General features: G+C 54.3%; 22 protein-coding genes. 12 read left to right on the forward strand and 10 right to left on the reverse strand.

From position 1 onward, the window contains the following. Positions 1 to 242: 242 nt before the first annotated feature. Positions 243 to 1,244, forward strand: a complete 1,002-nt coding sequence (locus CU041_RS15620) for a Gfo/Idh/MocA family protein (protein WP_101247631.1) — start codon at positions 243 to 245, stop codon at positions 1,242 to 1,244. Positions 1,245 to 1,347: 103 nt separating this feature from the next. On the opposite strand, the gene CU041_RS15625 is transcribed toward CU041_RS15620, so the two are convergent. Further along, on the reverse strand, positions 1,348 to 2,520 hold the full coding sequence (locus CU041_RS15625; RefSeq protein WP_068518497.1) for an aminotransferase: 1,173 nt from the start codon (positions 2,518 to 2,520) through the stop codon (positions 1,348 to 1,350). Positions 2,521 to 3,002: 482 nt separating this feature from the next. Here CU041_RS15625 and CU041_RS15630 point away from each other — a divergent pair, with 482 nt between their 5' ends. The 5 genes from CU041_RS15630 (at position 3,003) to CU041_RS15650 (ending at position 9,287) form a co-directional block, all read left to right on the forward strand. Continuing rightward, the gene (locus CU041_RS15630) at positions 3,003 to 3,341 is read left to right on the forward strand and encodes a P-II family nitrogen regulator (protein ID WP_007091888.1); all 339 of its coding nucleotides are present in this window, start codon (positions 3,003 to 3,005) and stop codon (positions 3,339 to 3,341) included. A gap of 62 nt (positions 3,342 to 3,403) precedes the next feature. Beyond that, entirely contained in the window at positions 3,404 to 4,813 is a 1,410-nt protein-coding gene (gene glnA / locus CU041_RS15635; RefSeq protein ID WP_008890688.1) for a type I glutamate--ammonia ligase, read from the forward strand. Positions 4,814 to 4,987: 174 nt separating this feature from the next. After that, positions 4,988 to 5,518: a tetratricopeptide repeat protein gene (locus CU041_RS15640; protein WP_101247632.1), complete on the forward strand. Its 531-nt coding sequence runs from the start codon at positions 4,988 to 4,990 to the stop codon at positions 5,516 to 5,518. After that, a complete protein-coding gene (locus CU041_RS15645; protein ID WP_101247633.1) occupies positions 5,515 to 7,266 on the forward strand; it encodes a tetratricopeptide repeat-containing sulfotransferase family protein in 1,752 nt (583 codons plus the stop codon). The genes CU041_RS15640 and CU041_RS15645 overlap by 4 nt, the downstream gene beginning before the upstream one ends. Before the next feature lie 113 nt (positions 7,267 to 7,379). Then, positions 7,380 to 9,287: a tetratricopeptide repeat-containing sulfotransferase family protein gene (locus tag CU041_RS15650; RefSeq protein WP_170310275.1), complete on the forward strand. Its 1,908-nt coding sequence runs from the start codon at positions 7,380 to 7,382 to the stop codon at positions 9,285 to 9,287. A gap of 30 nt (positions 9,288 to 9,317) precedes the next feature. Here CU041_RS15650 and CU041_RS15655 read toward each other — a convergent pair whose 3' ends face one another. Together CU041_RS15655 and CU041_RS15660 are read right to left on the reverse strand one after the other, a co-directional pair. Beyond that, complete coding sequence (locus CU041_RS15655) at positions 9,318 to 10,970, reverse strand: diguanylate cyclase domain-containing protein (protein WP_233433131.1); 1,653 nt, start codon at positions 10,968 to 10,970, stop codon at positions 9,318 to 9,320. Between the two features lie 177 nt (positions 10,971 to 11,147). After that, positions 11,148 to 11,483 (reverse strand): hypothetical protein, encoded by a 336-nt coding sequence (locus CU041_RS15660; protein WP_068518501.1) that lies wholly within the window; start codon positions 11,481 to 11,483, stop codon positions 11,148 to 11,150. A gap of 198 nt (positions 11,484 to 11,681) precedes the next feature. Between CU041_RS15660 and CU041_RS15665 the strand changes: the two genes are divergently transcribed. From CU041_RS15665 to CU041_RS15675, 3 genes are all read left to right on the forward strand, one after another. Further along, positions 11,682 to 12,086, forward strand: a complete 405-nt coding sequence (locus CU041_RS15665; protein WP_068518502.1) for an OsmC family protein — start codon at positions 11,682 to 11,684, stop codon at positions 12,084 to 12,086. Between the two features lie 174 nt (positions 12,087 to 12,260). Further along, entirely contained in the window at positions 12,261 to 13,565 is a 1,305-nt protein-coding gene (locus CU041_RS15670) for an alpha/beta hydrolase (protein ID WP_101247635.1), read from the forward strand. Next, complete coding sequence (locus CU041_RS15675; RefSeq protein ID WP_233433132.1) at positions 13,562 to 14,521, forward strand: alpha/beta hydrolase; 960 nt, start codon at positions 13,562 to 13,564, stop codon at positions 14,519 to 14,521. The genes CU041_RS15670 and CU041_RS15675 overlap by 4 nt, the downstream gene beginning before the upstream one ends. A gap of 43 nt (positions 14,522 to 14,564) precedes the next feature. On the opposite strand, the gene CU041_RS15680 is transcribed toward CU041_RS15675, so the two are convergent. Next, positions 14,565 to 15,527 carry a helix-turn-helix domain-containing protein gene (locus CU041_RS15680; protein WP_101247636.1) on the reverse strand — a complete coding sequence of 321 codons (963 nt, stop codon included), beginning with the start codon at positions 15,525 to 15,527 and terminating at the stop codon, positions 14,565 to 14,567. A 143-nt stretch (positions 15,528 to 15,670) separates the two neighbouring features. Between CU041_RS15680 and CU041_RS15685 the strand changes: the two genes are divergently transcribed. Beyond that, the gene (locus tag CU041_RS15685; RefSeq protein ID WP_101247637.1) at positions 15,671 to 16,651 is read left to right on the forward strand and encodes a phytanoyl-CoA dioxygenase family protein; all 981 of its coding nucleotides are present in this window, start codon (positions 15,671 to 15,673) and stop codon (positions 16,649 to 16,651) included. A 74-nt stretch (positions 16,652 to 16,725) separates the two neighbouring features. On the opposite strand, the gene CU041_RS15690 is transcribed toward CU041_RS15685, so the two are convergent. After that, positions 16,726 to 17,700, reverse strand: coding sequence for an adenosine deaminase (locus tag CU041_RS15690; RefSeq protein ID WP_101247638.1), 975 nt, complete (start codon positions 17,698 to 17,700; stop codon positions 16,726 to 16,728). A gap of 66 nt (positions 17,701 to 17,766) precedes the next feature. Continuing rightward, positions 17,767 to 19,539 carry a tetratricopeptide repeat-containing sulfotransferase family protein gene (locus CU041_RS15695; RefSeq protein ID WP_101247639.1) on the reverse strand — a complete coding sequence of 591 codons (1,773 nt, stop codon included), beginning with the start codon at positions 19,537 to 19,539 and terminating at the stop codon, positions 17,767 to 17,769. Between the two features lie 475 nt (positions 19,540 to 20,014). Between CU041_RS15695 and CU041_RS15700 the strand changes: the two genes are divergently transcribed. Beyond that, complete coding sequence (locus CU041_RS15700) at positions 20,015 to 21,085, forward strand: EAL domain-containing protein (RefSeq protein ID WP_101247640.1); 1,071 nt, start codon at positions 20,015 to 20,017, stop codon at positions 21,083 to 21,085. A 10-nt stretch (positions 21,086 to 21,095) separates the two neighbouring features. Here CU041_RS15700 and CU041_RS15705 read toward each other — a convergent pair whose 3' ends face one another. Then, the gene (locus CU041_RS15705; RefSeq protein WP_170310276.1) at positions 21,096 to 21,701 is read right to left on the reverse strand and encodes a TetR/AcrR family transcriptional regulator; all 606 of its coding nucleotides are present in this window, start codon (positions 21,699 to 21,701) and stop codon (positions 21,096 to 21,098) included. A gap of 182 nt (positions 21,702 to 21,883) precedes the next feature. Here CU041_RS15705 and CU041_RS15710 point away from each other — a divergent pair, with 182 nt between their 5' ends. After that, positions 21,884 to 22,723 carry an SDR family oxidoreductase gene (locus CU041_RS15710; RefSeq protein WP_101247642.1) on the forward strand — a complete coding sequence of 280 codons (840 nt, stop codon included), beginning with the start codon at positions 21,884 to 21,886 and terminating at the stop codon, positions 22,721 to 22,723. A 76-nt stretch (positions 22,724 to 22,799) separates the two neighbouring features. Here CU041_RS15710 and CU041_RS15715 read toward each other — a convergent pair whose 3' ends face one another. Genes CU041_RS15715 through CU041_RS15725 form a run of 3 tightly spaced genes read right to left on the reverse strand, consistent with a single transcriptional unit; the run spans position 22,800 to position 25,303 of the window. Next, positions 22,800 to 23,516, reverse strand: coding sequence for a GntR family transcriptional regulator (locus CU041_RS15715; RefSeq protein ID WP_068518721.1), 717 nt, complete (start codon positions 23,514 to 23,516; stop codon positions 22,800 to 22,802). Positions 23,517 to 23,570: 54 nt separating this feature from the next. Then, a complete protein-coding gene (locus CU041_RS15720) occupies positions 23,571 to 24,851 on the reverse strand; it encodes a TRAP transporter large permease (protein WP_082817781.1) in 1,281 nt (426 codons plus the stop codon). Beyond that, entirely contained in the window at positions 24,851 to 25,303 is a 453-nt protein-coding gene (locus tag CU041_RS15725; protein WP_101247782.1) for a TRAP transporter small permease, read from the reverse strand. Before CU041_RS15725 ends, CU041_RS15720 begins: the two co-directional genes overlap by 1 nt. Positions 25,304 to 25,348: the final 45 nt, after the last annotated feature.

Genomic DNA, 25,348 nt, shown 5'->3' on the forward strand with positions numbered 1-25,348 from the left:
GAATTTTGCGGGCTTGGGCGATGTGGTGGTGGTTTGGCTGGTGAATTCTTCATACAAATTCGCCGACCTACCCGTCTGAACATCTTGCATGTCGGGCCACATGCCTTAATTAATCGGGGTCACGAACTGAACCGCAAAACAGCGTGCAAAACCATGCATATATGTATTTGCGGATTGCCGGCACCCGATGGTTGATCTTGGGGCAACCGGCCACAAAACAGAAAAACAGACGGAGTATCGGAATGAAGTGGGGCGTTATCAGCACCGCCAAGATCGGCACGGAAAAGGTCATTCCGGCCATGCAGGAAAGCGACAAGCTTGAAATTCTGGCGATTGCCGGACGTGATCTTGAAAAGACCCGCGAGGTCGCCGAAAATTTGCGTATTCCGCGTGCCTATGGCTCCTATGAGGAGCTTCTGGCCGACCCGTCAATCGAGGCGGTTTACAATCCCCTGCCCAACCATCTTCATGTCGAATGGACGATCAAGGCGCTGGAAGCAGGCAAACATGTCCTGTGCGAGAAGCCGATCGGCCTTGATACCGAAGATGCCAAGCGCCTGATTGCTGCGCGCGACAAAAGCGGCAAACAGGTTCTTGAAGCCTTTATGGTGCGTCATCATCCGCAATGGCTGGAAGCCCGCAAGATCGTCGAAAGCGGTCAGATCGGCCAGCTGACCGCAGTGCAAAGCATCTTTACCTATTTCAATGCCGATCCGAACAATGTGCGCAACAAAAAGGACATTGGCGGCGGCGGGTTGCTTGATATCGGCTGTTATTGCGTTGTCGGCCCGCGCTTTGTCACGGCAAAGGAGCCGGTCCGCGTTGTGTCGCTGATGGACAAGGACCCGAAATTCGGCACCGACCGGCTTGTATCGGGGATGCTTGATTTCGGTTCGGGCCTTCAGGCGAGCTTTGTTTGCGGCACCCAGTCCGCCGCAGTTCAGCGCGTGCATATTCTTGGCTCTGAGGGCCGGATCGAAATCCTGATGCCGTTCAACCCGATCCCGGAAAACCCGGCAATCATCCGGGTTGGCGGGCAGAAACAGCCGGGCTTTGACGAAGCCCGCGAAATCAAATTCCCGGTCTGCAATCACTACACCCTGCAAGGGGAATCGGCGACCGCGATCTTTGCCGGTGAAAGCCCGGTCGATTATCCAATTGAAGATGCGATCATGAATATGCAGATCCTTGATGCCCTGGCCCGTTCGGCCAAGACCGGCAGTTGGGAAATGGTCAAATCCTGATCAGCAGGTATCGACCTTCTTAAATGACAAAGGGCGCAAGCATCTGCTTGCGCCCTTTGTGTATCGACATATCCGGCACCAGCCGGATCACGGCACGGCAATCCTATTTGGCAAAGGCCTTTTTCATGCGGTCGATGGCATCCTGCATCTTTGTTTCTTCCTTGCAGAAGCAGAACCGCACGAAATGGCGCACGCCACCGTCTTCACCTTGATAGAAGGCCGACACCGGGATGGCGACCACACCGGCTTCCTTGATCATGATCTGACAGAATTCGACATCATCACAATCATAGCCAAGCGGGCGGAAATCACAGGTGATGAAATAGGTCCCCTGGGAATCCAGGACATCAAACCCGACTTCCTTGAGTCCCTTCATCAGGAAATCACGCTTGGCCTGCATTTCGGCGGTGAAGGTTTCGAAATATTCGTCATCCTTGTTCAGCCCATAGGCCACACCGTGCTGAAGCCCCGGCGGCACGGTAAAGACAAGGAACTGGTGCGCCTTTTTGATCGGCTCCATCAGTTTGGCACAGGCCGTGACATAACCGATCTTCCACCCGGTCAGCGAGAATGTCTTGCCCGCCGATCCGATCCGCACGGTGCGATCATGCATGCCCGGAAACGTCATCAGCGGTTTGTGTTTGCGGCCATCAAAGACCAGATGTTCATACACCTCGTCACACAGCGCGATAACATCATGCTTGATGCACAGATCGGCAACAAATTGCAGTTCGTCGTCGCTATAAACCTTGGAACAGGGGTTCTGCGGCGAGTTGATCAGGATCAGCTTGGTTTTTTCGCTAAAGGCGGCGGCCAGTTCTTCGCGCGGCAATTCCCAGTGCGGCGGGGTCACGCGCACCAGTTTGGGAATACCACCGGCCAGCTTCACCATCGGAAGGTAGCTGTCATAAAGCGGTTCGATCAGAATGACTTCGTCACCCGGGGCCACCAGACCAAGGATCACGTCAGCCAGCCCCTCGGTCGCGCCGACCGCAACCAGAACCTCTGTTTTCGGATCGACATCGATGCCATAGAACCGTTTATTGTGATCGGCAACGGCCTGAAGCAATTCGGGCACCCCGGCAAGCGGCGGATACTGGTTGGACAGTTCCATGGTGGCCTTGGCGGCGGCTTCGCGGATATCGGCCGGGCCGTCGGTATCGGGTGCACCCTGCCCCAGATTGATGGCCTGATGTTTCTGGGCCAGTTCGTTCATCACTTCAAAGATCGTAATACCGCCCGAAGCAAAAAGCGGGTTGCCGACAAATTCGGTCATGAGGCGTCCTTTATATTATATGCGTTCGCCGGATGGTGGCGTCCGGTTGCAGCCCGGCCCGATCAGGCCATTTTATGGGTCATCCGTGCCGTACTATAATCGCCCAAAGGCAAATTGTTCGAGTCCATATATCAGACAGACCGATTAAAGGTCATCTGGCGCATATGCATGACACAATTCACTCTTTTGCGGCAAATCCTGTCGCATGCCGGTGTCATTCTGGCAAGGATTGAGCAATCCGGATCACTCTGCCCGGCGATGATGCAGGGCGTTTGCATATTTTTTGATCATTTTGCCTAAAACTCGATCACCTGCAATCAAGAAAATCTTAAAAATTTCATGGGTTTTGCTGGGTTTTCGCGCAAAGAATCCTTAGAATGCCACCGCGGACCAAACTTGGCATGGTCCGTGCAACAGACACCGTGCGAAGCATTACGCTTTCCGAGTTCTACGCAACTCTCGCAAAAAGCAGAGGGCGCTTAATGAAAAAGATCGAAGCCATCATCAAGCCATTCAAGCTTGACGAGGTAAAAGAGGCCCTTCAGGAGATCGGCCTCAAAGGGATTACCGTCACCGAAGCCAAAGGTTTCGGCCGTCAGAAAGGTCACACGGAGCTGTATCGCGGCGCCGAATATGTTGTGGACTTTTTGCCGAAGGTAAAGCTGGAAATCGTCGTCGAGGACACGCTGGTTGAGCGTGCGATTGAGGCAATCCAGCAAGCCGCTCATACCGGCCGTATCGGCGACGGTAAAATTTTCGTTTCCTCACTCGAGGACGCGATCCGTATTCGTACCGGTGAACGGGGCAACGACGCGATCTGATCGGTCTTGCCTGTCAAAGAACACCGTACGGTAACTAAATTTGAGTTTTAAAGGGTTGCATCATGTCTGACGCTGCTTCTGTACTTAATCTGATCAAAGAAAAAGGCATCCAGTTTGTCGATCTGCGCTTTACCGATACCAAAGGTAAATGGCAGCACACCGCGCAGGATATCTGCACGATCGACGAAGATGTCTTTGTTGACGGCATCATGTTCGACGGTTCGTCGATCTCCGGCTGGAAAGAAATCAACGAATCCGACATGATCCTGATGCCGGATCCGTCGACCGCTGTTGTTGATCCGTTCACCGCACAGCCGACCCTGATCCTCGTTTGCGACGTTATCGAACCGGCAACCGGCCAGGGTTACGAGCGTTGCCCGCGTTCGACCGCGAAACGCGCACTGGCTTACATGAAGTCGGCTGGTATCGGCGACACCGCATATTTCGGCGCAGAGCCGGAATTCTTCATGTTCGACGACGTTCGTTGGAGCACCTCGCAGGAGAGCATGGCTTACGCGCTTGACTCCGAAGAAGGTCCGTACAACACCGGCACCGAATTCGAAGGCGGCAACCGCGGCCACCGTCCGGGTCCGAAGGGTGGTTACTTCCCGGTACCCCCGGTTGACTCGGCAAACGACATCCGTGCCGAAATGGTCAACTACATCAACGAAATGGGCGTGCGTTGCGAAAAGCACCACCACGAAGTTGCACCGTCGCAGCACGAACTGGGTATCGCATTCGGCACCCTGATCGAACATGCTGACGCCGTTCAGGTTTACAAATACTGCATCCACATGGTTGCACACCAGTATGGCAAAACCGCGACCTTCATGCCGAAACCGATCTTCGGTGACAACGGCTCGGGCATGCACACTCACCAGTCGATCTGGCACGAAGGCAAGCCGCTGTTCGCTGGTAACGGCTATGCTGATCTTTCTGAAACCGCTCTGTACTACATTGGCGGTATCATCAAGCACGCCAAAGCACTGAACGCTTTCACCAACCCGACGACCAACTCCTACAAGCGTCTGGTCCCGGGCTTCGAAGCACCGGTTCTGCTGGCATATTCCGCACGTAACCGTTCTGCTTCCTGCCGTATCCCGTACACCGCTTCGCCGAAGGGCAAGCGCGTCGAGATCCGCTTCCCGGATGCCCTTGCCAACCCGTATCTCGCATTCTCTGCAATGCTGATGGCTGGCCTTGACGGTATCGAGAACAAGATCCACCCGGGCGAAGCAATGGACAAAAACCTCTATGACCTTCCGCCGGAAGAGCTCAAAGAAGTTCCGACCGTTTGCCGTTCGCTTCACGAAGCTCTCGACAGCCTCGATGCTGACCGTGAGTTCCTGAAGAAGGGCGACGTTATGACCGACGACCTGATCGACGCTTATATCGCGCTGAAAATGGAAGAAGTCGTTCGTTTCGAACAGGCTCCGCACCCGGTCGAATTCGACATGTATTACAGCGGCTAATTCCTTTCACCCGAAAGGAAGACGCGAAATATCGGAAACGCCCGGCCATCTGGCCGGGCGTTTTCATTTGTATATCATCTTTTGTGCATAACAGGCGGCAATCATTAAACGGTTTGCTTACCCCTTCCCGATAAGATTTGACCTGACCTTTCGTATCGGGATTTAATCAGACCTATGAGCAGCAAACCTTCAACGCCCAGTTTTTCCGAAAAACGCAATCGGCAAAAAGCCGACAAACTGGTGCGGACGGCCAAAAATGCGCTGGCAACGGGCCGGGACAAGGAAGCAATCCCCTACCTTGACCGGGCGTCCGAACTTGCGCGCAACAATCCCGAACGACTTGAACGCACCCTGCTTCTGACCGGCGAAGCCCACCGGCATCTTGGCGATATGGACGCCGCGCGCACCTGTTTTCGCAGCGTGCTGAAAGCCAATCCCACCTGCGGCCGGGCCTGGAAATATCTTTCCGATATCACCAAACTCACTGCCGACAGCGACGATATAAAAAACATGGTGGCCCTGCTGAACCGCGATGCCGTGCTTGATTTCCAAAAGGCAAACCGGTCGGTTCGAACCGCCAGTGCGGCACAAGTCCGTCAAAAGCTTTATCAAACCAGTGTTGAACGCTGGAAACCTTACGAACCCTATATTCAGCCACTTTTATCCGCACTTGGCCTGCACGATAGCGACAGGGAAAATTCATGAACACGGCGACATCGCAGACACCCGAACAGGTATTGGAGCAGGCGCAGAAACTTTGGGCGCAGGGCAAATCCCAGAAGACCTACGACCTTGTTTCGACCTATTTGCGGGCCAATCCCAATGACGGGCCGCTGTTGCATTTCTTTGCCGGCGTTCTGGAAAAGCAGGGCAATATATTCGGGGCAATCAAACATCTGGAATTTGCCTGCAAGGCGCCCAACAGCCAAAGCTTGTATTTCCTTGATCTGGCATCACTGCTTGGCAAACAGCAAATGTATGTCGAAAGCCAGAATGTCCTGACGGTTGCGATGAAGCGCGACCCGGGCAATCCGGAAATCCAGGCCCAGCTTGGCAGCATGTTGATCCTGAACGGTTTCTTTGATCAGGGTGTCAAACTGTTCAGTCACGTGATGGCCCAAAGCCCGTCAAACTGGCAACGATGGACCCTGTTTGCAAATTCGGTCGCCAAATCATCCCGGCCCAAACAGGCCGCCGAACTTTATGACCAGGCACTTGAAATCATGCAGGGTGCCGGTGCATCGGATGCGGATGTAAAGCCGTCGCCAGCCGATATTGCCAATACCCTGATGGCCAAGGCCGATCACCTTAAAACCATCGGCGACAAAGACGGCTGCACAGCCCTTATTCGCGCCGCAATCGCCCAGACAAAATATGTCGCGCGTGCATGGGCGGAACTGGCAACGCTCAAGGCATTTACCGACGACGATGTCGCAACGGTCGAGAAAATGATCGGTGCGGAACGCGGCAAATTATCGAAGCTTGATCTGCAATATCTGCACCATGCGCTTGGCCTTGCCTATATGACGCGCGATGACGGCAATGCCGCGATGGCCCATTACCTTAAGGCCAACGCCTATCAGCGTGAACAGATCGACTATAACGAGGAAAAGACCCTGGCATTCCTTGCGAACCTGCCGAATTTCTTTACCCCGGATGCGATAGCCGGCAACACTCTGAGCGAAACCGGGAATGAACAGCAATTCATCTTTATTGTCGGCATGCCGCGTTGCGGATCGACCCTGCTTGAACAGGTTCTTGACAGTCACAGCGACGCGTTCGGCGTCGGGGAAATTCGCACTCTGCCCGGGCTTTTGAAGCGGGCCTACGGCGATGGCTTCCCGTCCCTGCCCGCCCATAAAAAACTTTTGGCCGATCCCAAACGGCTGGCCCTGTTTGCAAAGGCCTATCGCGACGAAGTATCGCGGATGCTGCCGCCGGAAGTTCTGAAAAATGGCAAAGGCCCGCGCTATATCGTTGACAAGATGCTGGGCAACTTTGTGTCGGTCGGCCTGATTGCCATGGCATTCCCCAATTCAAAAATCATTCACGCGCGCCGCGACCCGATGGATACCGCGTTTTCATGCTTTACCCATTTCTTTGCCGACGGGCATAAATATCTGTGTGACTTGCGTGAAATCGGCAATTTCTATGTCGCGTATCGTGATCTGATGGCCTATTGGGAAAAGACCCTGTCAAAGGATCAGCTGATCACGGTCGATTATGAAAAAGTCATTGCCGACCTTGATCACGAAGCCCGCCGGCTTTTTGATTTCCTTGGCCTTGACTGGCAGGACGCGTGTCTTGAATTTTATGCCAACACGCGTGAAGTCCGCACCCATAGCGCCCTTGAAGTCCGCCAGCCCGTCTATAACAGCAGTCTGGAACGCTGGCGCCCCTATCAAAAGGAACTGACCCCGCTGATCGAGGCACTTGGCATCAATCCGGACTGATCACACCATAAAATCGTCACGTCGCGCGCCAGTTTTTGCCTGCTGATACGTGTTTGCTCATAATGGGCGGGCTTTGCATTCGCCCGCATCACTGAGCAAACAGGATGTCGGCCATGAGTGACTATCAAAGCACAACAGCACCAAACGCCGCCCATGTGCGGGCCAAACTTCGCCTGCAACCGGCCATACCGCCCACAAACAGCACGTCTTTGCCGGGCAATCGCGGGACGACGCCATCGGTACCGGCGCATAAACTGGCAACCGGGCTTTCTGAAATCCGGACGCAATGGAGTTCCGGGCATCGACGTGCGGCCCGCAAGCTGTGCGGCAAGCTTCTGCAAGACTATCCCGACAATGGTGATCTGTTGCAGATCAACGGGCTGATTTGCAATGAAAGCGGACAGGTATCCGATGCGGTCCGCAGTCTTGAGCGCGCATGCAACTGCGCATCGCCCAAGCCCGTCTATTTCACCGACCTTTCGGCCGTTCTGGCCAATGCCGGGTATGAGGCACAAGCCAAAACCGTTCTGAATGCCGCGATAAAACACTTTGCGCTTGACGGGAAAGTTCACTTGCAGCTGGGGCTTCTTGAAGCCCGCGGCATGGGCACGCGAAATGCCATTCCCCATCTTAAACGTGCCATTGCCCTTGCGCCGAATGACTGGACCGCATGGAGTGCCATGGGGGTTGTGTTGCTGTCGCTTGATGACATCGAAGCCGCCCTGCAACATCTGGGCAAGGCATTGAAATGTGCACAGGCCAATGCCGATGCCAAGGCGATAAATGATATCCGCATCAGTATTGGCGAATGTCAGAAGGAACTGGGCAATGTCGCGGAAGCCTGCGCATTGTTTGAAATTGTCCTGTCCCAAGAACCCCATAATGTGCGGGCATGGCATTGCCTGACCTTGGCGACACGCGTGCCCGAAGACCACCCGGCACGCGCCGTCATTTTCGATATCTATCAGTCGGGCCGCTATCAATCGATGCCGGTAAACGAACAGGAAATGCTGCTGTTTTCGATCGGTAAGGTCGAAATGGAAGCCAAGAATGTCGATGCCGCAATGAAGGCGCTTGCCGAAGCCAACCGGACCAAACGCCAAACCATCAATTACACCCCCGCTGCGATCGAAGACATGCTTGATCATGTTCGTGACCGGTTTCCGGCCGAACGGTTTGCCCATCTTGGTCCGGTTCGTAACGATGCCGACGAACCCCAGCATGTTTTCATTGTTGGCATGCCCCGTTCGGGCACGACCCTGACCGAGCAGATCCTGAGCTCACACCCCGATGTATTCGGCGCGGGCGAGCTTGATACCATGGTCTATCACCATCATGCCCTGATCGAGCATAAGGTCAAAAACGGGGCCGCACGCGAAGATGTCATGAAATACGATGATGACTTCATCCGTATTCTTGGTCAGGCATACCGCAAGGAAACACTGGGCCGGATCACGCGCATCCAGTCCGGCAGCACCGATAACGGCACCGCCACCATCCGCAGGATCGTCGACAAGCTGCCTTCAAACTTCACGCGGGCCGGGATGCTGGCACTGATGTTGCCAAACACCCGGATCATCCATTGCCGGCGTCATCCGGTGGCATCATGCTTTTCGATCTATAATCGCCGGTTTGGCGGTGTGCAGAACTTTGCCTATGACCAGCGCGATCTTGGGCATTATTACAATACCTATGAACGGTTTATGGATCACTGGCGCGATGTTTTGCCATCGGACCGGTTGATCGAAGTCGATTACGAAAATGTCGTCGACAATCTTGAAACAGAAGCCCGCCGACTGATCGAATTCGTCGGTCTGCCTTGGGATGATGCCTGTCTGAATTTCCATCAGAACGAACGTCAGGTCCGCACACACAGCGCCCTGCAAGTCCGCAAGCCGATCTATCGCACCAGCCTGAAGGGCTGGCAGCCCTATGCAAAACATCTTGGTCCGTTACTTGAAACACTGGGCCTTGATGAACAGGGCAACCCGCGCGACACCGATACAAAAAAGGCCAGCTGACGCTGGCCTTTTGGCGGTCTGATATCGATGTCAGTCCTGATGCAGTTCCGGTTCAAGATCGGGGGTATAAAGGCAATGGCGCGCCTTGCCCGATGCCTTGGCCTGATGCATTGCCTTGTCGGCACGGCGCAGCTGTTCGTTCATGTCGCTGCTGCCACCATCAAAAACGGCAAACCCGATTGATGCGGTCACACCGCAATCTTCGCCTTTCCACACGAAGGGCTGATTGAGTTCCGACAAGATGGCATCGGCCATCTCGATCATTTCCTTTTCACCGCCCTTGTTGATGAACAGCATGGTGAATTCATCACCACCAAGACGCGCGACTTCTTCGGCCCGGCGCGCCGCGCGTTTCAACCGTTTGGAGGTCTCGCTCAGAAGCCAGTCCCCCGCGGCATGCCCCTTCTCGTCATTGAGTTTCTTGAACCCGTCAAGATCAAGGATGAACATGGCGGCCGGGGTGTTGGTGCCGCGCAGCACGGTTTCACACTGATCAATTTTTTGCATGAAGCGCGCCCGGTTGGCCAAGCCGGTCAGTTCATCGTTGTTGGCCTTGTTTTGCAGTTCGCGTGCCGCGTGTTTTTGTTTGGTGATGTCGCTGGTCCACCACAGAACCGATTCCTCGCCTTCGAACGACAGCGGTTCCAGCGATGTCTTGAGCCATTTGGCCTCGGACATGTTCGGGCGGCGCAACCGGATTTCGACATCATGCAATTCGCCAAGCATATCCATGTCGCTCAGCGACTGTTGGCGATAACGGTCCGACAGCAAAATCGCATCGGTCGGTTGTTTCTCGTCCTTGATGTCGAGCATGTTGGCAAAGGTGCTGTTGAAAAACTGGAACACCCCGGTTTCCCGGCTGGAAATGCCGACACCGATCGGCGCACTTTCCAGAAGCCCGGTCAGGCGCTGGGCTGCTTCGGCGACTTCGGCCTGCGCCTTTTTCAGGCTGGTGACATCAATCAAGGATCCGATGGTGCCGGCAATGCTGCCACTTGGCCCCTTAAGGCTTGATGCGGCAAACAAAGCCGTCCGGTTATCATCACCAAGCGCGAATGAGATTTCATCACGCACCTGGCCTTCTTTAACCAGCAATGCCTTTTCGTGATCGGTAATGGTCTTGGCCAGGTCTTTTGGCGCCACTTCGACAAGCTTTTTGCCGATAACGTCGGTAACCTGAAGATCAAACAGTTCCGCAAAGGCGCCGTTACAGCGCGTCACAACGCTTTCGAGGTTTTTAAGGTAAACCGGGGTCGGCAACACATCGATCAGATGCTGGATAAAGATTTTGTGGTCTGCCAATGCACGCGCCAGTTCCTGGGCCTTGCCACCATCACGCAGCACAAGGGCAATCGTATTGCCGGGCCCGGTATCGCAGTGCCAGGAAAACACCGTCTTTTCGAGCCGAAATCCCGGCAGATCCGCACGGCCGCCAGATGAAATCGCGCCCAGCGCGTGGCGAACCGATCCGACCGAATCCCCGTCGGAGAATTCGCCCTTCTTGGCAAGGAAGGCAAGAAACTGTTTGATTTCGGTTCCGGCACGCAAAACAGTTTTCGCCGCAGCGAGCTGTTTCTCGGCGGCCGGATTGACATGAACGATTTTCAGATCGCCCTTATCAAGAAAAACAAGACTATCACGTGACAACGCTGCTGTTGCCACCACATCCACACTAACTGACAAGACACCCCGCACGCCGCAAAACGACGTGCTCCCTCGGCTATGTTATATAGATGTCCCAGCTCAGACCTTTTTTGACCGGTCTTTCTTTATATAAGCAACACCCATTGCATATACTTGAGGATAAGTCATTATTTTTCTTGCGGCCAGAAGAATGCCTTACGGCCTTGTCGTTGCAGATTATTTCGTCGGAATGGGCAGATCGATATAGCCGCGATCAATGCAATGTTCGAGTTCACGCGCCGCCGCCAGCATTTCCTGATAGGTTTCGCGCAAATGTCTGAGCTTTTTAAGCTCTTCCTCGGTCGGGTGCTGGTCGGTGCGATCAGCACTGAGCTTGAACGCATATTTCAGATAATCGGCGCGCAACCGGGCAACCGTGATCATAAGCGGCACCGCGTTTTCCACCGACATGTCAGGTATGGCCGGGCTGATGATTTCGTGATTGATTTCACGCAGGACATGTTCCATGCCCATCATAAAACGGCTTTTGCTGCGGTTTGTATCCTGTGACATGCCCTTTACTCCTACATCATAAGGGTCTGAATTCATGGGACAGTATTACGCGGGAAAGTAAAAACACCTATAACAGTTTGCTACCCGAAGTCCGCCATCGGCCATTTTGCATCCCGTCTGTCGGGATCGCAACTTGCAGGCGCGCGATAACCGCGCTAGAGGATGGGACAATGATTTTTCAAACACAGGAATTCTATCATGGAAGCACGCGTCAAGTGGCTTGAGAACCTTACCTTCACCGGCACCAGCGGCACCGGTCATGGCGTTGTCATGGACGGGGACAAGGATAACGGCTTTGGACCGAGCCCGATGGAAATGCTGCTTCTGGGGATTGGCGGCTGTTCGTCGATTGACGTTGTGCACATCCTGAAAAAAGGCCGCGAAAACGTTCTTGATGTTGAAACCGACGTCAAGGCAGAACGCGCCGAAACCGATCCCAAGGTCTTCACCAAAATCCACCTGCATTTCAAGGTCAAGGGTGAGAACCTTAACGAAACCAAGGTCGGACGCGCGGTTGAACTTTCGGCAGAAAAATACTGCTCGGCATCGATCATGCTGTCCAAGGCCGCCGAAATCACCCATAGCTGGGAAGTCATTGAATAACGGGCATCTGTCTTTCTGCCCCAAACAGGTCACGATGATGACTTAGAAAAAGCGGTCTGGATACGGGCCGCTTTTTTTGTTGTTCGCACCCGGCCACGAGACGGGTTAACATCGCGTTCTGCCTGAAACGATATCGATTACAATTGTTTGCGCCAACCGATACGGAGCCACCCCATGGTCAAACGACAAACAATACGGACCGGCATCACGTCACTTGCCCTGGGTGCTGTCATGGCAATCGGCATTGGCACGCAGGCGTTCGGGCAATATGCGCCGTCGGGCAATGCCGTCACAAGCCCGGCCAACGGTTTGGCCTTTGATGACTATGTCACCGCAACGCGCAAACAGCTTCGCGATGTCATATCGGCCCGTTTCGAGGCCGTAGCAGACCCGTTTGGTTCGTTCGATATTGATCAGGTTGTCGATATGCGAAGCCCCTATTCTCTTGGGGCGGACGAGGCCGCCTGTTTGACGACCGGCCGCGGACTTGCCCATGGTGAAAAAGTCGGTTTTCTGGCCGTTCACGGCCTGACAGACAGCCCCTACTGGCTAAGCGATGTGCGCGATCAGCTGCGCCGGGATTTCCCGTGCGCCACCTTTAACGGCGTGCTGTTGCCCGGTCATGGCACGGCGCCCGGTGATCTGATCGATGTCAGTTATCAGGATTGGCTGGATACCGTGAATTACGGCATGACGGCGTTTGACAAGGATATCGAACATATCATCGCAATCGGTTATTCAACCGGCGCCACCCTGATCGGGCGTGATATCGCCGCGCGCAGCAATGATCCGCGCATCAGTGCCATGATCATGCTGTCCCCGGGGCTTGCGGCCAAAAGCGATATGGCATGGCTGACACCCTATGTCCGGTATGTCAAAAAATGGGTCGGTCAGGGATCTGAAAATGATCCCGGAAAATACGGGTCCATGGCAATGAATGCGGCGGCCGAGTTTCATCTTTTGACCGCCCCGTATCGCGATGCATCAATCCCGGCTTCCAACGTTCCGGTTTTTGTTGCCATCAGTTCCGATGACCAGACCGTTAACCCACTGGCCACCGTGGACTATTTCTGCAACAAGGTCCAAAGCCCGATCCGCCAGATGATCTGGTATCAGGGCGAAATCAATACTGTTGATGAACATCCCCAATGTGATGACATCGATATCGTGAAATCCGCCAATGACGACATGCGAACCATCAATCACGCCCATACCGCCATTACCATGAGCCCGGAAAACCCGGTTTACGGTCTTGATGGTGCGGTACTTGATTGCGGCCATTATGATGATCCCGACGAACTTGCATCCTGCCAGTCCGGCACCGATACAGTTTATGGCGAACGCAATCTGTTGAAATCGGCAACACCCGGGACCCTGCGCCGGGGCACGTTTAATCCTGATTTCAACGCCATGATGGACAAGATGGCAATCTTTGTTGCGGCATCGCTTGGTGTAAACAAACAGCCCGCTGCGCAATGACCGTGCAATCACGTCCCGGCAAAAGCACATCTTCCGATCTGATGGATTTTACCATTGATCACTTCACCGGCCCCGATGGCGTGCGGCTGCGCATCGCCATCATGACCCCGCCCGATACTCGCGGGCATGTTCTTATTCTTCAGGGGCGCGGTGAATTCGTTGAACGCTACCGCGAGACGGCCAACGATCTGGCCCGGCGCGGATACGGCACCGTGACATTCGATTTTCGCGGACATGGCGGATCTTCACGCGCCACCCCGGACCCGATGATGGGATATGTGCGTGATGTTGCGCATTATGGGGCCGATACCCGTCACGTCATTGATCACGTCAAACATCAGCACGGCATTACCTGTGACACCGTCATGACCCATTCAACCGGCGGGCTGGTGGCGATGGTGATGTTGCTTGATCAGCCTGATCTTTGGAAAAGTGTCGTGATGATTGCGCCGTTCTTCGGGCTTGGCGGCCCGCGATGGTTTTCGATTGCCGCCCAGATCCTGTCGGGCAGCTTGTGCCGATATGGTTTTGACAAACAATATCTGCCCGGGCAACGAAACCTCAGCCCGCTTGCAGAATTTGATCCGGAAAACATCCTGACATCTGATCCGCACCGCCATGACCTTAACCGCACGATCCTGCAAGCCGCGCCCGATTTGGTGGTTGGTGGCACATCGGCGGGATGGCTTGATGCCTGTTTCAGGGCACAATCGGAAACAGCCGATCGCTTGGCACAGCCCGACATGGCGCAGAAACTTCCGCCAATGACCATCATTCTGGCGGGCAATGACCAAGTCGTTTCAAACCGGACAACACAAGACCTGCTTGGCCATATCCCGAATGTAACGATCCGGGAAATCCCCGAAGCCCGACATGAAATCTTGCAGGAACGCGATCTTTATCGTGATCAGTTCTGGGCGGCTTTTGACCGGCATATCGACCTTTATGGGACCTGATTCCGCCTAATTCCGCCTGTTTAAGCCATCCGGCTATCAGGTATCAGGCCTTTGAATGGCGGGTTTGTGTCGCGGCGGGGCTCGAGATGCCTTCGAACCGTGATTTGCGAAAGCTGCTTGGTGCCATTCCGCGGTGACGACGGAATTGGCGGTTAAAATGCGACAGGTTTTGAAAACCGGCTTCTTCGGCAACCCGATAGATCGGCATATCTGACGATAACAGCAAGCTTGCCGCCCGGCCCAGCCGCAACCCCATCAGATAATCCTGAATGGTGGACCCCATATGGCGCTGGAAAAACCGGCGCAAGGTGCGTTCGCTCATGCCGGCATTGCGCGCGATCCACGCACTGCTGACCGGTTCGAAATAGCTGCCATGCAGCAAATCAAGAACCCTGCCCAGTCGGCTGGCATCATCATGATCGGGAATTGCTGCATCGAAACGATCAGATGCCAGCGGTATCAGGTCGCTCGCATCAAGCAATGTCCGAAGCACGTCGATCAACATGACAAGCTGATCTGCCGGTGTGCCTTGCTCAAAGACCGGTGCAAATGCCGCGACTTTTCGGGCCGTTGCCGCATCGAACTGAACACCACGACGCGACAGCCGCAATGCGGTTTCAAGCCCGGCCAGTTCGGGCATGGTTTTGCAAACGGTATTGATCCAGTCGGCCGTAAACCAGAAGACAAAGGCCTGATGTCCCTTTGTTGTCCCCGCAACCTGCAGGGCGGCTTCGTGGGCACGCAATTCGCCGTGGCTGGCCGATGGCGGCTGGGCGTTTGCGGAATGCCAAGTATGCGGAAGATTGGGCCCCAACAGCACCAGATCATCATCGCCATAAGAGCCGATATGATCACCGACATAACGCTGCCCGTGACTTCCAAGTGTCAATGTCAGTTCATATTCCGGGTGAAAATGCCATTCAAACGGGATCGCCAGAAGATTGCGATACAGGCCCTTCCATGATCGGTCCGGGGCAATCTGAACATGTTCGAACAAAAGCTTCATCTGATCGCAACCATGCCTTTACGGAACACAATCTGGATTAATTTGGCCAAATAGTATCATTCTTTGTCCGCCCTGTCAGTGTGCAGGTGCCCGTCATCCTGTTTTAATTTTTCCAGATCAAAACAGGATGACGGAGGAACATCATGTCCATGCTTGCCAATGCCCCAACCATGACGCCCACCATGGCCCCGAACAGTGACCGTCCGGGAAATGCATCCACCAAGGAAGTCAGCGGTACACAGCTGCGCGATCTGAAAAAGAAACTTCCGTTGCGCGTCCTGTCCGAAGACGATTTTGCGCATTGGCAGACATATGGATATGTGGTTGTTCCAAATGCAGTCCCCGCCGAACAGGTCAAGGCGACCGTCGATCTTTTGTGGGAATTCGAAGAAATGGACCCCAACGATCCGGAAAGCTGGGGCCGCCCGCAAATGCGCGACAATGCGATGAAGGAATTGAACAATTCCGGCATGGTCGAGATTTACAATCACCAGACCCTTTGGGATAACCGCCAGACCCAGCGAGTCTATGACGCCTTTGTCGATATCTGGGATCGTACCGATCTCTGGGTCTCGATTGATCGTGCCAACCTCAATACGCCCAACAAGGGCACGCGTGCCTTTGACGGTTTCATTCACTGGGATGCCGATACCAGTGCCGATCCGCTGCCGATCAATGTGCAAGGTGTGCTGTCACTGGTTGATACCACCGATGACATGGGCGGGTTCCAGTGCGTACCCGATCTGTTTGCGAATTTCGAAGAATGGCGCAAAACCGCCCCTGCGGATCGTGATCCGTTCCGCCCGGATATGGATACGGTGCCCTATACACCCAAACGCATTGCCATGAAGGCCGGGGATCTTGTGATTTTCAACAGCCTGCTGGCTCATGGCATTCGCGCCAACCGGTCCGATCAGGCCCGCATCGCGCAATATATTTCCATGGCGCCAGCCACCCCGGAGGAACAGGATCTTGTCGACTGGCGGGTTAAAAGCTGGTCCGAACGGCTGCCTGCGCGCGGCTATGCCTTTCCCGGTGATCCGCGCAATTGGGAACAGACCCGCTATGAACGGGCGAAACTGACCCCGCTTGGCGAAAAGCTTCTGGGCAAGACGCCCTGGTAAAGCCCCCCCCATAAAACAAAGAGCGCCCGGCAATCACACCGGGCGCTCTTTTGATTTTTGCATAAAAACCGGGCCTAGAGTTTGGCCAGCAATTTTGCCTTGGTCGCGTCATCAACAAAACCCGCTTTGATCGCGGTGCGCGTTACCCCCAGCAATTCGGCATCACTGAAACCGAACACATCCTGGGCACGCTGATATTCCTCGGCCAGGCTGGTGTGGAAGAAGGGCGGATCATCCGATCCCAATGTGACTTTCACCCCGGAATCATGGAATTTGCGCAGCGGATGGGATGCATAATCCGGATAGACCGACAGTGAAATATTTGATCCCGGACAGACTTCCAGAACAATTCCGCGCTTTGCCAGTGTTTCGACCAGTTTCGGGTCTTCGATTGACCGCACGCCATGCCCGATACGGGTTACCGGCAGTTTGTCAATCGCATCCCAGACGCTTTGCGGTCCCTGTACCTCGCCAGCATGGGTGGTGCAGCCCAACCCCGCATCCGCCGCGATCTTGAAGGCCGGGTAAAACGTTTCTTGCGAAAACATGCTTTCATTCCCGCCCATGCCGAAACCGACAATATAGGGATGCCCGCAATCTGCTGTTTCGCGCGCGACCTTTACCGCGATATCGCCACCTACATGGCGCACACAGGTCATGATGATCCGGCCGGTAATCCCGGTTTCCTTTTCGGCACGGTCAATGCCATCGACCACCGCTTCGAGATGCTCGTCGTAGGAAAGACCACAATCAGCTGCATGGGTTGGTGAACAGAAAAGCTCGACATAAAGCGCGCCAACCTTTGCCTGTTCGGTCAGGTAAAAGTGAGTCAGGTCCGAATAATCCTGCTTGGTGCGGATGGCTGCACTGGCCTTGTCAAAGCTTTTGAGGAATTCCGGAAAATCGTCCCAGATATAACGATCCTGTTCATCATAGATGTCATCAGGCAGGGTCAGATTGTTGCGCTTGGCAAAGCTACGCACCAGCGCAGGCGTCAGGGCCCCTTCAAGATGCAGATGCAATTCGGCCTTTGGAATGGACAGGGTCATTTGGACGCTCCGGATCTGTCGGTATTTTTTGCTATGAATACCTTCTAACCCGAAGCCCCAGCCACGTCACGCAGCAACCGCGTTGCGTGACGATTTCTGTGCTGTCTTGACCTTTGTCTCGTCTGCATCGGAAACAAGCGTCGCCAACGGGCCGATATAGGGTTCAAACCGTTGCCATTTGCCAAGCGAGTCCTTGAAAATCGGCCGGCGGACCTGGATCATGCTGGCCGTGGTGGCCGTGTGATCGGTCTTGTAAAATTCAAGACATTCCGGATGCCAGTCCAGCCCGCAATGCGCCAGATAGTCCTTTGCGACAACGTCCGGATTGGCCACCAGATCCTCATAGGACAGATCATAAAGCATGCCATTGCGGTCAGTTTCAAAGAACACATTCATCAGCCCGACATAAGCACGATAGTAATCGGCCAGTTCGCCAAGATCATCGGAATAGCGCATCGGAATGGCAAAGGGTGTCGTGTAAACCGACAAACAGGTTGCCAGCGGATGACGATGGGTATGAATGATCGGTGCGTCGGGAAATACCCGGCGGATCATTTCAAGGCGCACAAAATTGGCCGGTGTCTTGTTGGTGACAAATCGTTTTTCCGGGGCATAGGAACGCATTGCTTCCAGATACTGGCTTCTGATCTTGCGCGCGGCCTTGTCATCAATACGCGACAATTGTTCGGAAATTCGGCCTTTGCCAACGACATCATTGACCGCCTTGGCAAAATCACCGATTTCACCGGCCGCATACACATCGGGATGCGCACCAAGAATGCGTTCGGTCAACGTCGTTCCCGATCGCGGCATACCGACGATAAAGATCGGTTTGGGGCCCTTGGCATCAAGTGCCATCACATCGCCCGATGACATATCCGTTGCGGCGGCCTGACGTGCCATGCCTTCGAGCGTCTTCATTTCACGCAATTCGCGTTCCATATCAAACGGGCGGGCGGCGCGGTTGGCCGCATGTCCCTTACCGTAATAGGCAAAGGCCCGTTCCATATCGCCTTCGGTTTCGGCGATCTTGGCCAGGGCATAGGCGGCCTTGTATTTTTCAGAACTGTCTGATTTGGGGTTCTGAAGGATCGCCTCAAGATGTTTGACAGCATCCTCGGGCATGGCCTGGGGCCGCATGAAGGAAATGACCATATAAGGCTGGGCTGAATATCCGGGACGATCATTGATAATCGACAGGCTGGTTGATACCGCCTGCTCGACCTCGCCTGCCATGGCGTAGCTTGATGCCAGAACCACCCGCAATTCAAGATTGCCAGGTTGCCGCGCAACCGCCTTTTCCAGAACAGCAAAAGCCTGTGCGTGATCTTCCTGATGCAAATGAATACGCGCCATTAATGTCTGCGCATCGTTGAAATGGGAACTGCTTTCCCCAACGGTTTTCAGCACCGAAACAGCACGCGAAAGTTTAGGTGCAACGCATTTTCCGGGACTGACATGTGACTCTGCGCGAAACAGGACATCGGCAAGCAAAAAGGCCAGAAATCCGTCCTTTGGTGCAGCGCGAAGGCGCTCCTCAAGGACCGACTCGAATGAACAAAAGTCACTTGTAAGATATGAATATTGCAGCAGATTCTGGGCGACAGCCGTGAACAGTCTGTCATTGGTCGGGACAGTGCGAAACAGTTTGCGAAGACGCGGACCGGCAGACGCAGGATTTTTCCCCTGTAACTCGCTGACAGCAGTCATAATCTCGATATCAGTACGTCTTGGATGCAGCCGCAAAATACGGGCACCAATTTTGGCAGCCGTATCAAAGTCGGCTGCTGACATTGCCCGCTTAAGATCCCCGGCAATATCCTTTTTTGACTGCGTCATTCATCTGTCCCTGGATGCGATCAAATAATCTCACGCCCCCTCCCCAAGCACAAAACGACTATAAGTCACTTAAAACTTATCGCACAGCACAAATGTTGATATGAATGCCAAAGATCACGAGATTGTGACAATAAAACCACAACCTTTGTTATAGGCGCAGCATTTCATAGCCTATTGCAGGATGCTGGTCGGTCTTGACTGAACCGAATTCACTTTCAGATTGAACCAAATCGTTTGACCATTGCAAACAGCCACAGGCGACAGGACATGAGCCGACGATTGAAAACACGCCGACGCCGGTGAAATTTCATCGACTTGTACCACACAGAAAAAGCGCCCTATCGTCTTGAAAAATATATTTTTCTTCCTGAACTTTTAATCAGCGCATCTCGTATGGTAAAAATTACAATATTGGAATTTAGCCACCCGGCCTGATGGCCAGACCGCCATGTGACAACCCGACGGGGAGAAGAAGGTGACATACTGCGAAAAATGCGACGCGGTTCCGGAAATTGCCCCACGTCTGGGCACACTTTATCTGTGGCCACCGGTGGCACATACCACCGGTAAAATTCTTGCCGGTGCCAAATCGATTTCGCTGTCGGTCGATAAAACGCCAAGTGTCGCCACCCTTTCGATCCATTACAGTCGTCCGGGCTTGCGCAAATTGATCGACACCATCGCCAAGGATCTTCTGCCCGAAGAACTGGCCGACACCAAAGCTCTGATCATGGCAGAAGGCCAGAAACCCGACATTGACGATATCAGTCGCGTCACCAGTCTGGGGGCCATTCGCGCCGCGATCGGTGCGGAATGGCTCGGTGATCTGTTGCGTGAAAATCGCCTGAATTCGGCATTTCAGCCGATCTTTCCGATCGGTGATCTTGGCACCCCTTATGCCCATGAATGCCTTATTCGCGGGGCGGCGCGCGATGGCAGCGTCATCAATCCCGGCCAGCTGTTTGAAGCAGCGCAATCAGCCACATTGTTGTTTCAGCTTGACCGTGCGGCGCGCGCAGCCAATGTACGCAACGCCACCAGGGCCGGGGTTTCGGGGAACCTGTTCATCAATTTCACGCCAAGTTCGATCTATGATCCGGATTCCTGCCTGCGATCCACCATCGACGTTGTCGAGGAATGCAATCTTGACCGCAAGAATGTGGTGTTTGAAGTCATCGAGACCGAAAAGGTCCGCAGCACAGCACATCTGAGTGCGATTTTGCAGTCCTATCGCAATTCCGGTTTTCGGGTGGCGCTTGATGATGTCGGATCGGGTTATTCGACCCTGAACATGTTGCCCGAACTGCGCCCCGATATCATCAAGATCGACCGCGAACTGGTCGATCATGTTGACCATGACAATTACAAACAGGCCATTGTCAGCAAGCTGATTGCACTGGCAAAACAGCTTGAAATCGAAGTCATTGCCGAAGGGATCGAACGTCAGAAAGAACTCGACTTCCTGATCGAACATGATGTCGATTATGTGCAGGGCTTCCTGCTGGGTCGGCCGGGCGATGGCCCCTATCAGGCTAAATCCGCCTGATGCCCGTAAATCACACGCGCGTCATATCGGTAATTTCGCGCCCCACCATGCGTTTATAGCTGGCAACGATTTCCCGGCCTTCTTTTGACGGCACCGAAATGGCAAGCCGCATTGTGGCTTCGCCGCTATACATGATCAGAAGACAACGCGCGGCGATCGTACTGGCATCGCCATCATTTCCCCGGATGCGCAATATCGCCTTGGTCAGCATGGCGGCATTGGCGCGGCTGACTTCCATTTCCATATCGCGCAGGGTTTTGTCGGCCTGGGTGCCGGTCCAGATATCGCAAATCACCGGTTCGGCCAGAAACAGCTCGTAATAGGTATCAATCAGCTGATCAAACGCACGAACAAGTTCATCTTTTGATGACACGTCTGCCAATGCGTCTTCGATGCAGTGACGGGATTCGTCGTTATAGCGATCCGCCAGGGCATGAATGACCGATGCCTTGTCGGGAAAATATTGATACAGCGATCCGATCGAGACTCCTGCCTTTTGGGCGAGTTCGCCCATCTTCATGGCATCGCTTCCCTGGGCTGCGATCAGCTCACAGGCCACTTTCAGGATATTTTCCACACGTTCGCGACTTCTTTTTTGTGTGGGTGCCTTGCGCATTTTTTTCGCGTTTTCCGACAATTGGTTACGCCCTGTTTTAACCCTTGGGACATGCCGTATACGGCGCCGTTCACGGGCTTGTGACTGCCAAACTCTCTTGACGATCAAAATACGAGGATTTATCACATTTGGCAAATGTGAGGATTACTCACATTTTGTTTTACCCTTCAGGAGCAAGCAATATGACCACACAACCCCGTTTTCTGGTTCTTGGCGCGACCGCCAAAACCGGCCGCCGTGTCGCGGAAAAACTGAACGCCCTTGGACATTCCGTTCGCGCTGTATCACGCAGCACGTCCCCTGCATTTGACTGGACCAAACCGGAAAGCTGGGATGACGCCTTGCGCAATGTTGATGCCGTTTACATCACATTCCAGCCTGATCTGGCGGTTCCGGGATCGGCCGAAACCATTGCCCGTTTTGCGCAAGCCGCCCTCAAGCATGGTGCAAAACGTCTTGTGATGCTGTCAGGACGCGGCGAAGAAGCCGCCCACCGTGCTGAACAGGTACTGCTTCAATCCGGTGCAGAGGCCACCATTCTGCGCGCCAACTGGTTCTTTCAGAATTTCAGCGAAGATCTTTTCCTGCCCTATATCCAGGCCGGCACCCTTGCCCTGCCCGCGGGTGATATTCCCGAACCGTTTGTTGATGCCAATGACATTGCCGATTGTGCGGTAACCTGCCTGCTTGATCCGCACCATATCGGCAAGACATATGAACTGTCCGGTCCCGAAGCCCTGACTTTTGAAGACGTCACATCGATCATTGGCAACAGTGCCAACCGCAAGATCGATTTCGTCCCGATCACGATTGACCAGCTTGATGCCGGACTGGCAAGCGACGGCGTTCCGCAGGACTTCCGCAGCCTGATATCCTATTTGTTTTCCGAAGTTCTTGACGGACGCAACAGCGCGCCAACCGGGGATATCGAGCATATCCTTGGCCGCATGCCGACATCGCTTGCCGATTATGCCCGACAGACCGCGCAGACCGGGATCTGGAAACTTGCCAAACGTGCATAAAAAAATGGTGCGTAGCGGTCTTCTGCTACGCACCAGTTCAGCAACACCCCACCATCGGGGTTCGGAAAACGCGGTATCAGGAAAACAGCGATCTGTTTTCTTCGATGATCAGTGGCAAACGTTCCATCGTGCCAGACAGATGCTGACGCATTTCGGCAACGGCCGTGGCGGCATCGCCTGACTGGATGGCGTCGATGACGGCCTTGTGGCCTTCAAGGACAGACACCATTTTGCCCGCACGCGGCAGATCAAGGGTTCGCACCCGCGCCAGATGACCGCTGCGCGCCGTGATTTGCAGATGCAGGTTGGACTGGTTCACCCCGTTAAACAAAGCGGCATGGAAGCTGTCATCAAGCTGCTTGAACAGATCAATCTGTTCGATGTCTCCAACCAGGGCTTCCTGCATTTTAAGAATGCCCTTGGCCTTGGTCACCGCGGCGGATTCCTTGATATCGGCAAGCTGGCGCACCACTTCGCATTCGGCGGCAACCCGCAGAAAATGTTCTTCGCGGATGCGGGCCTCGTCGATTTTGGTGACCACGGTGCGCGACTGCGGATAGGACACGACCAGTCCGTCCTGCTCAAGACGCATGATCGCTTCGCGCACCGGTGACTGGCTGACCTTGAAACTGTCGGCCAGTTCGGCACGTACCAGTGTCGTTTCGGGCAACAGCGCCAGTGAAATGATCCGGTTGCGGATATCTTCATACACCAGTGCCGAGGCCGGGACATGGGCGTTGCCCTTGATCCCGCCATCATGGATCCCAATCAGTCCGTTCGTAGATGTGTTCATTTTCATCTATCTCCCTGGCAATTCTTTGAATGCCTAAATCCTTGAGATCACTGATTACATTAATGCATTGGGCAACAACAACGTCAAACTCGGGATCGCTGCCATCAGGATGAAAAAGATCACCATGGCAATAAAGAACGGGATCGATGCCCGGCTATAAGCCCCGGTTTTGACATCAAGAATGCCGCAGACCGTAAACATGATGACCCCGACCGGTGGTGTCAGACCGCCGAAATTGATCAGGGTGACAATCAGGATGCCCATGTGAACCGGATCGTACCCGGCATTGACCAGAACCGGCATGACAATCGGCGTCACCAGAAGGATATTGGCCGCCCCTTCAAGGAACATGCCGCTGATCACCAGAACTGCCACAACAAGCACAAGTATCATTGCCCGGTTTTCGGTCAGGGTCGTGACGAATTCGGTGATCTGTTGCGGGGCACGTTCAATGGTCATCGCATAGCCCAGAACCGCCGCCATAATGATCAGCAACATCACCATGCCAAGATCGGAAACCGAACTTGTCACGGCCTCTTTGAACTTGGTGAAATCAAGTTCGCGATAGGCAAATATCCCGACCGCCAGCGCATAGAAAACAAGAAACGCCCCCGCCTCGGTCGCGGTAAACAGGCCAAAGCGGAACCCGACAATCAGGATCACCGGAAAGGCCAGTGCCCAGATGCTTTCCGAGAAACTTTTCAACAATTCGCGACGGCCCGGCATTTCCGGAAGATCCGGCTGATAGCCGTTTTTGCGCGCCACAAACCACGATGTCGCCATCAGAACAAGGGTCAGGCAAATACCCGGCACAATTCCGGCAAGGAACAGGCGCCCGATTGATACTTCATTGACAAAACCAAACAGGATCAACCCGATGCTGGGCGGGATGGTTGCGGTAATGACCGACCCGAATGCCAGAACAGCTGCCGTGGCGGCCTTGGAATAGCCCTGTTTGATCATGCTCGGACCAAGAAGGCGCGCCTCCATCGAGGCATCGGCAACAGCGGACCCGGAAATGCCGCCCATCATGAAGCTGAGCACAATTGAAACCTGTGCCAGACCACCGGCCATCCAGCCGGTCAGAAGCCGGGCAAATTTCACCAGGCGATAGGTAATCCCCGTCACATTCATAAGGTTCCCGGCCAGAATAAAGAACGGCACAGCCAGCAACGGGAAACTTTGGGTCGCGGTCACCATTTTCTGAATGACCACGGTTGGCGGCATGGCGCCACTGACGACAAAGACCGGAATGGATGCCAGGCCCAGCGCAAACGCCACCGGCATACCGATAATCAGGAAAACCGCAAAAAGAACAGCAATCAATATCAACATCAGATGGTCCCCCGTGTCCGAATGCGCCGAACAAGCTGGAACACCATGGTTCGCATCATAAGAAGGATACCGACCACCATCGACGCATGGATGTAGGAGGCATTAATCTGGGCCGCCCCAACAAGGCGCGGATGCATCAGGATCATATTGCCCCACGCGTAATAGAGCAGAAATCCAAGGAAACCGATGACCACGAGAATGTTGAAAATCTCGATCAGGCCAACTGTGCGCGCCGAAAAGATTTCCTGCAAAACCTGAAGGCCGAAATGGCGGTCTTCCTGCATGGCGATATCGGCTGCCAGCATGCAAAGCCAGGCAAAGATCAATTGCGCCATTTCCACCGACCAGATGATCGGCGATCCCATGGCGCGCGCAACCGACGCAATGGCCACAAGGACAACAACAGCAACAAGAAGCCCCCCGGCACAGGCAAACTCAATTCGCTTGAGCATGTATTCAATTCCATCCTGATGTTTGGTGTGCGTTGCCCCGAAAAC

This window comes from Thalassospira povalilytica (assembly GCF_002844235.1).
Lineage (GTDB): Bacteria > Pseudomonadota > Alphaproteobacteria > Rhodospirillales > Thalassospiraceae > Thalassospira > Thalassospira povalilytica.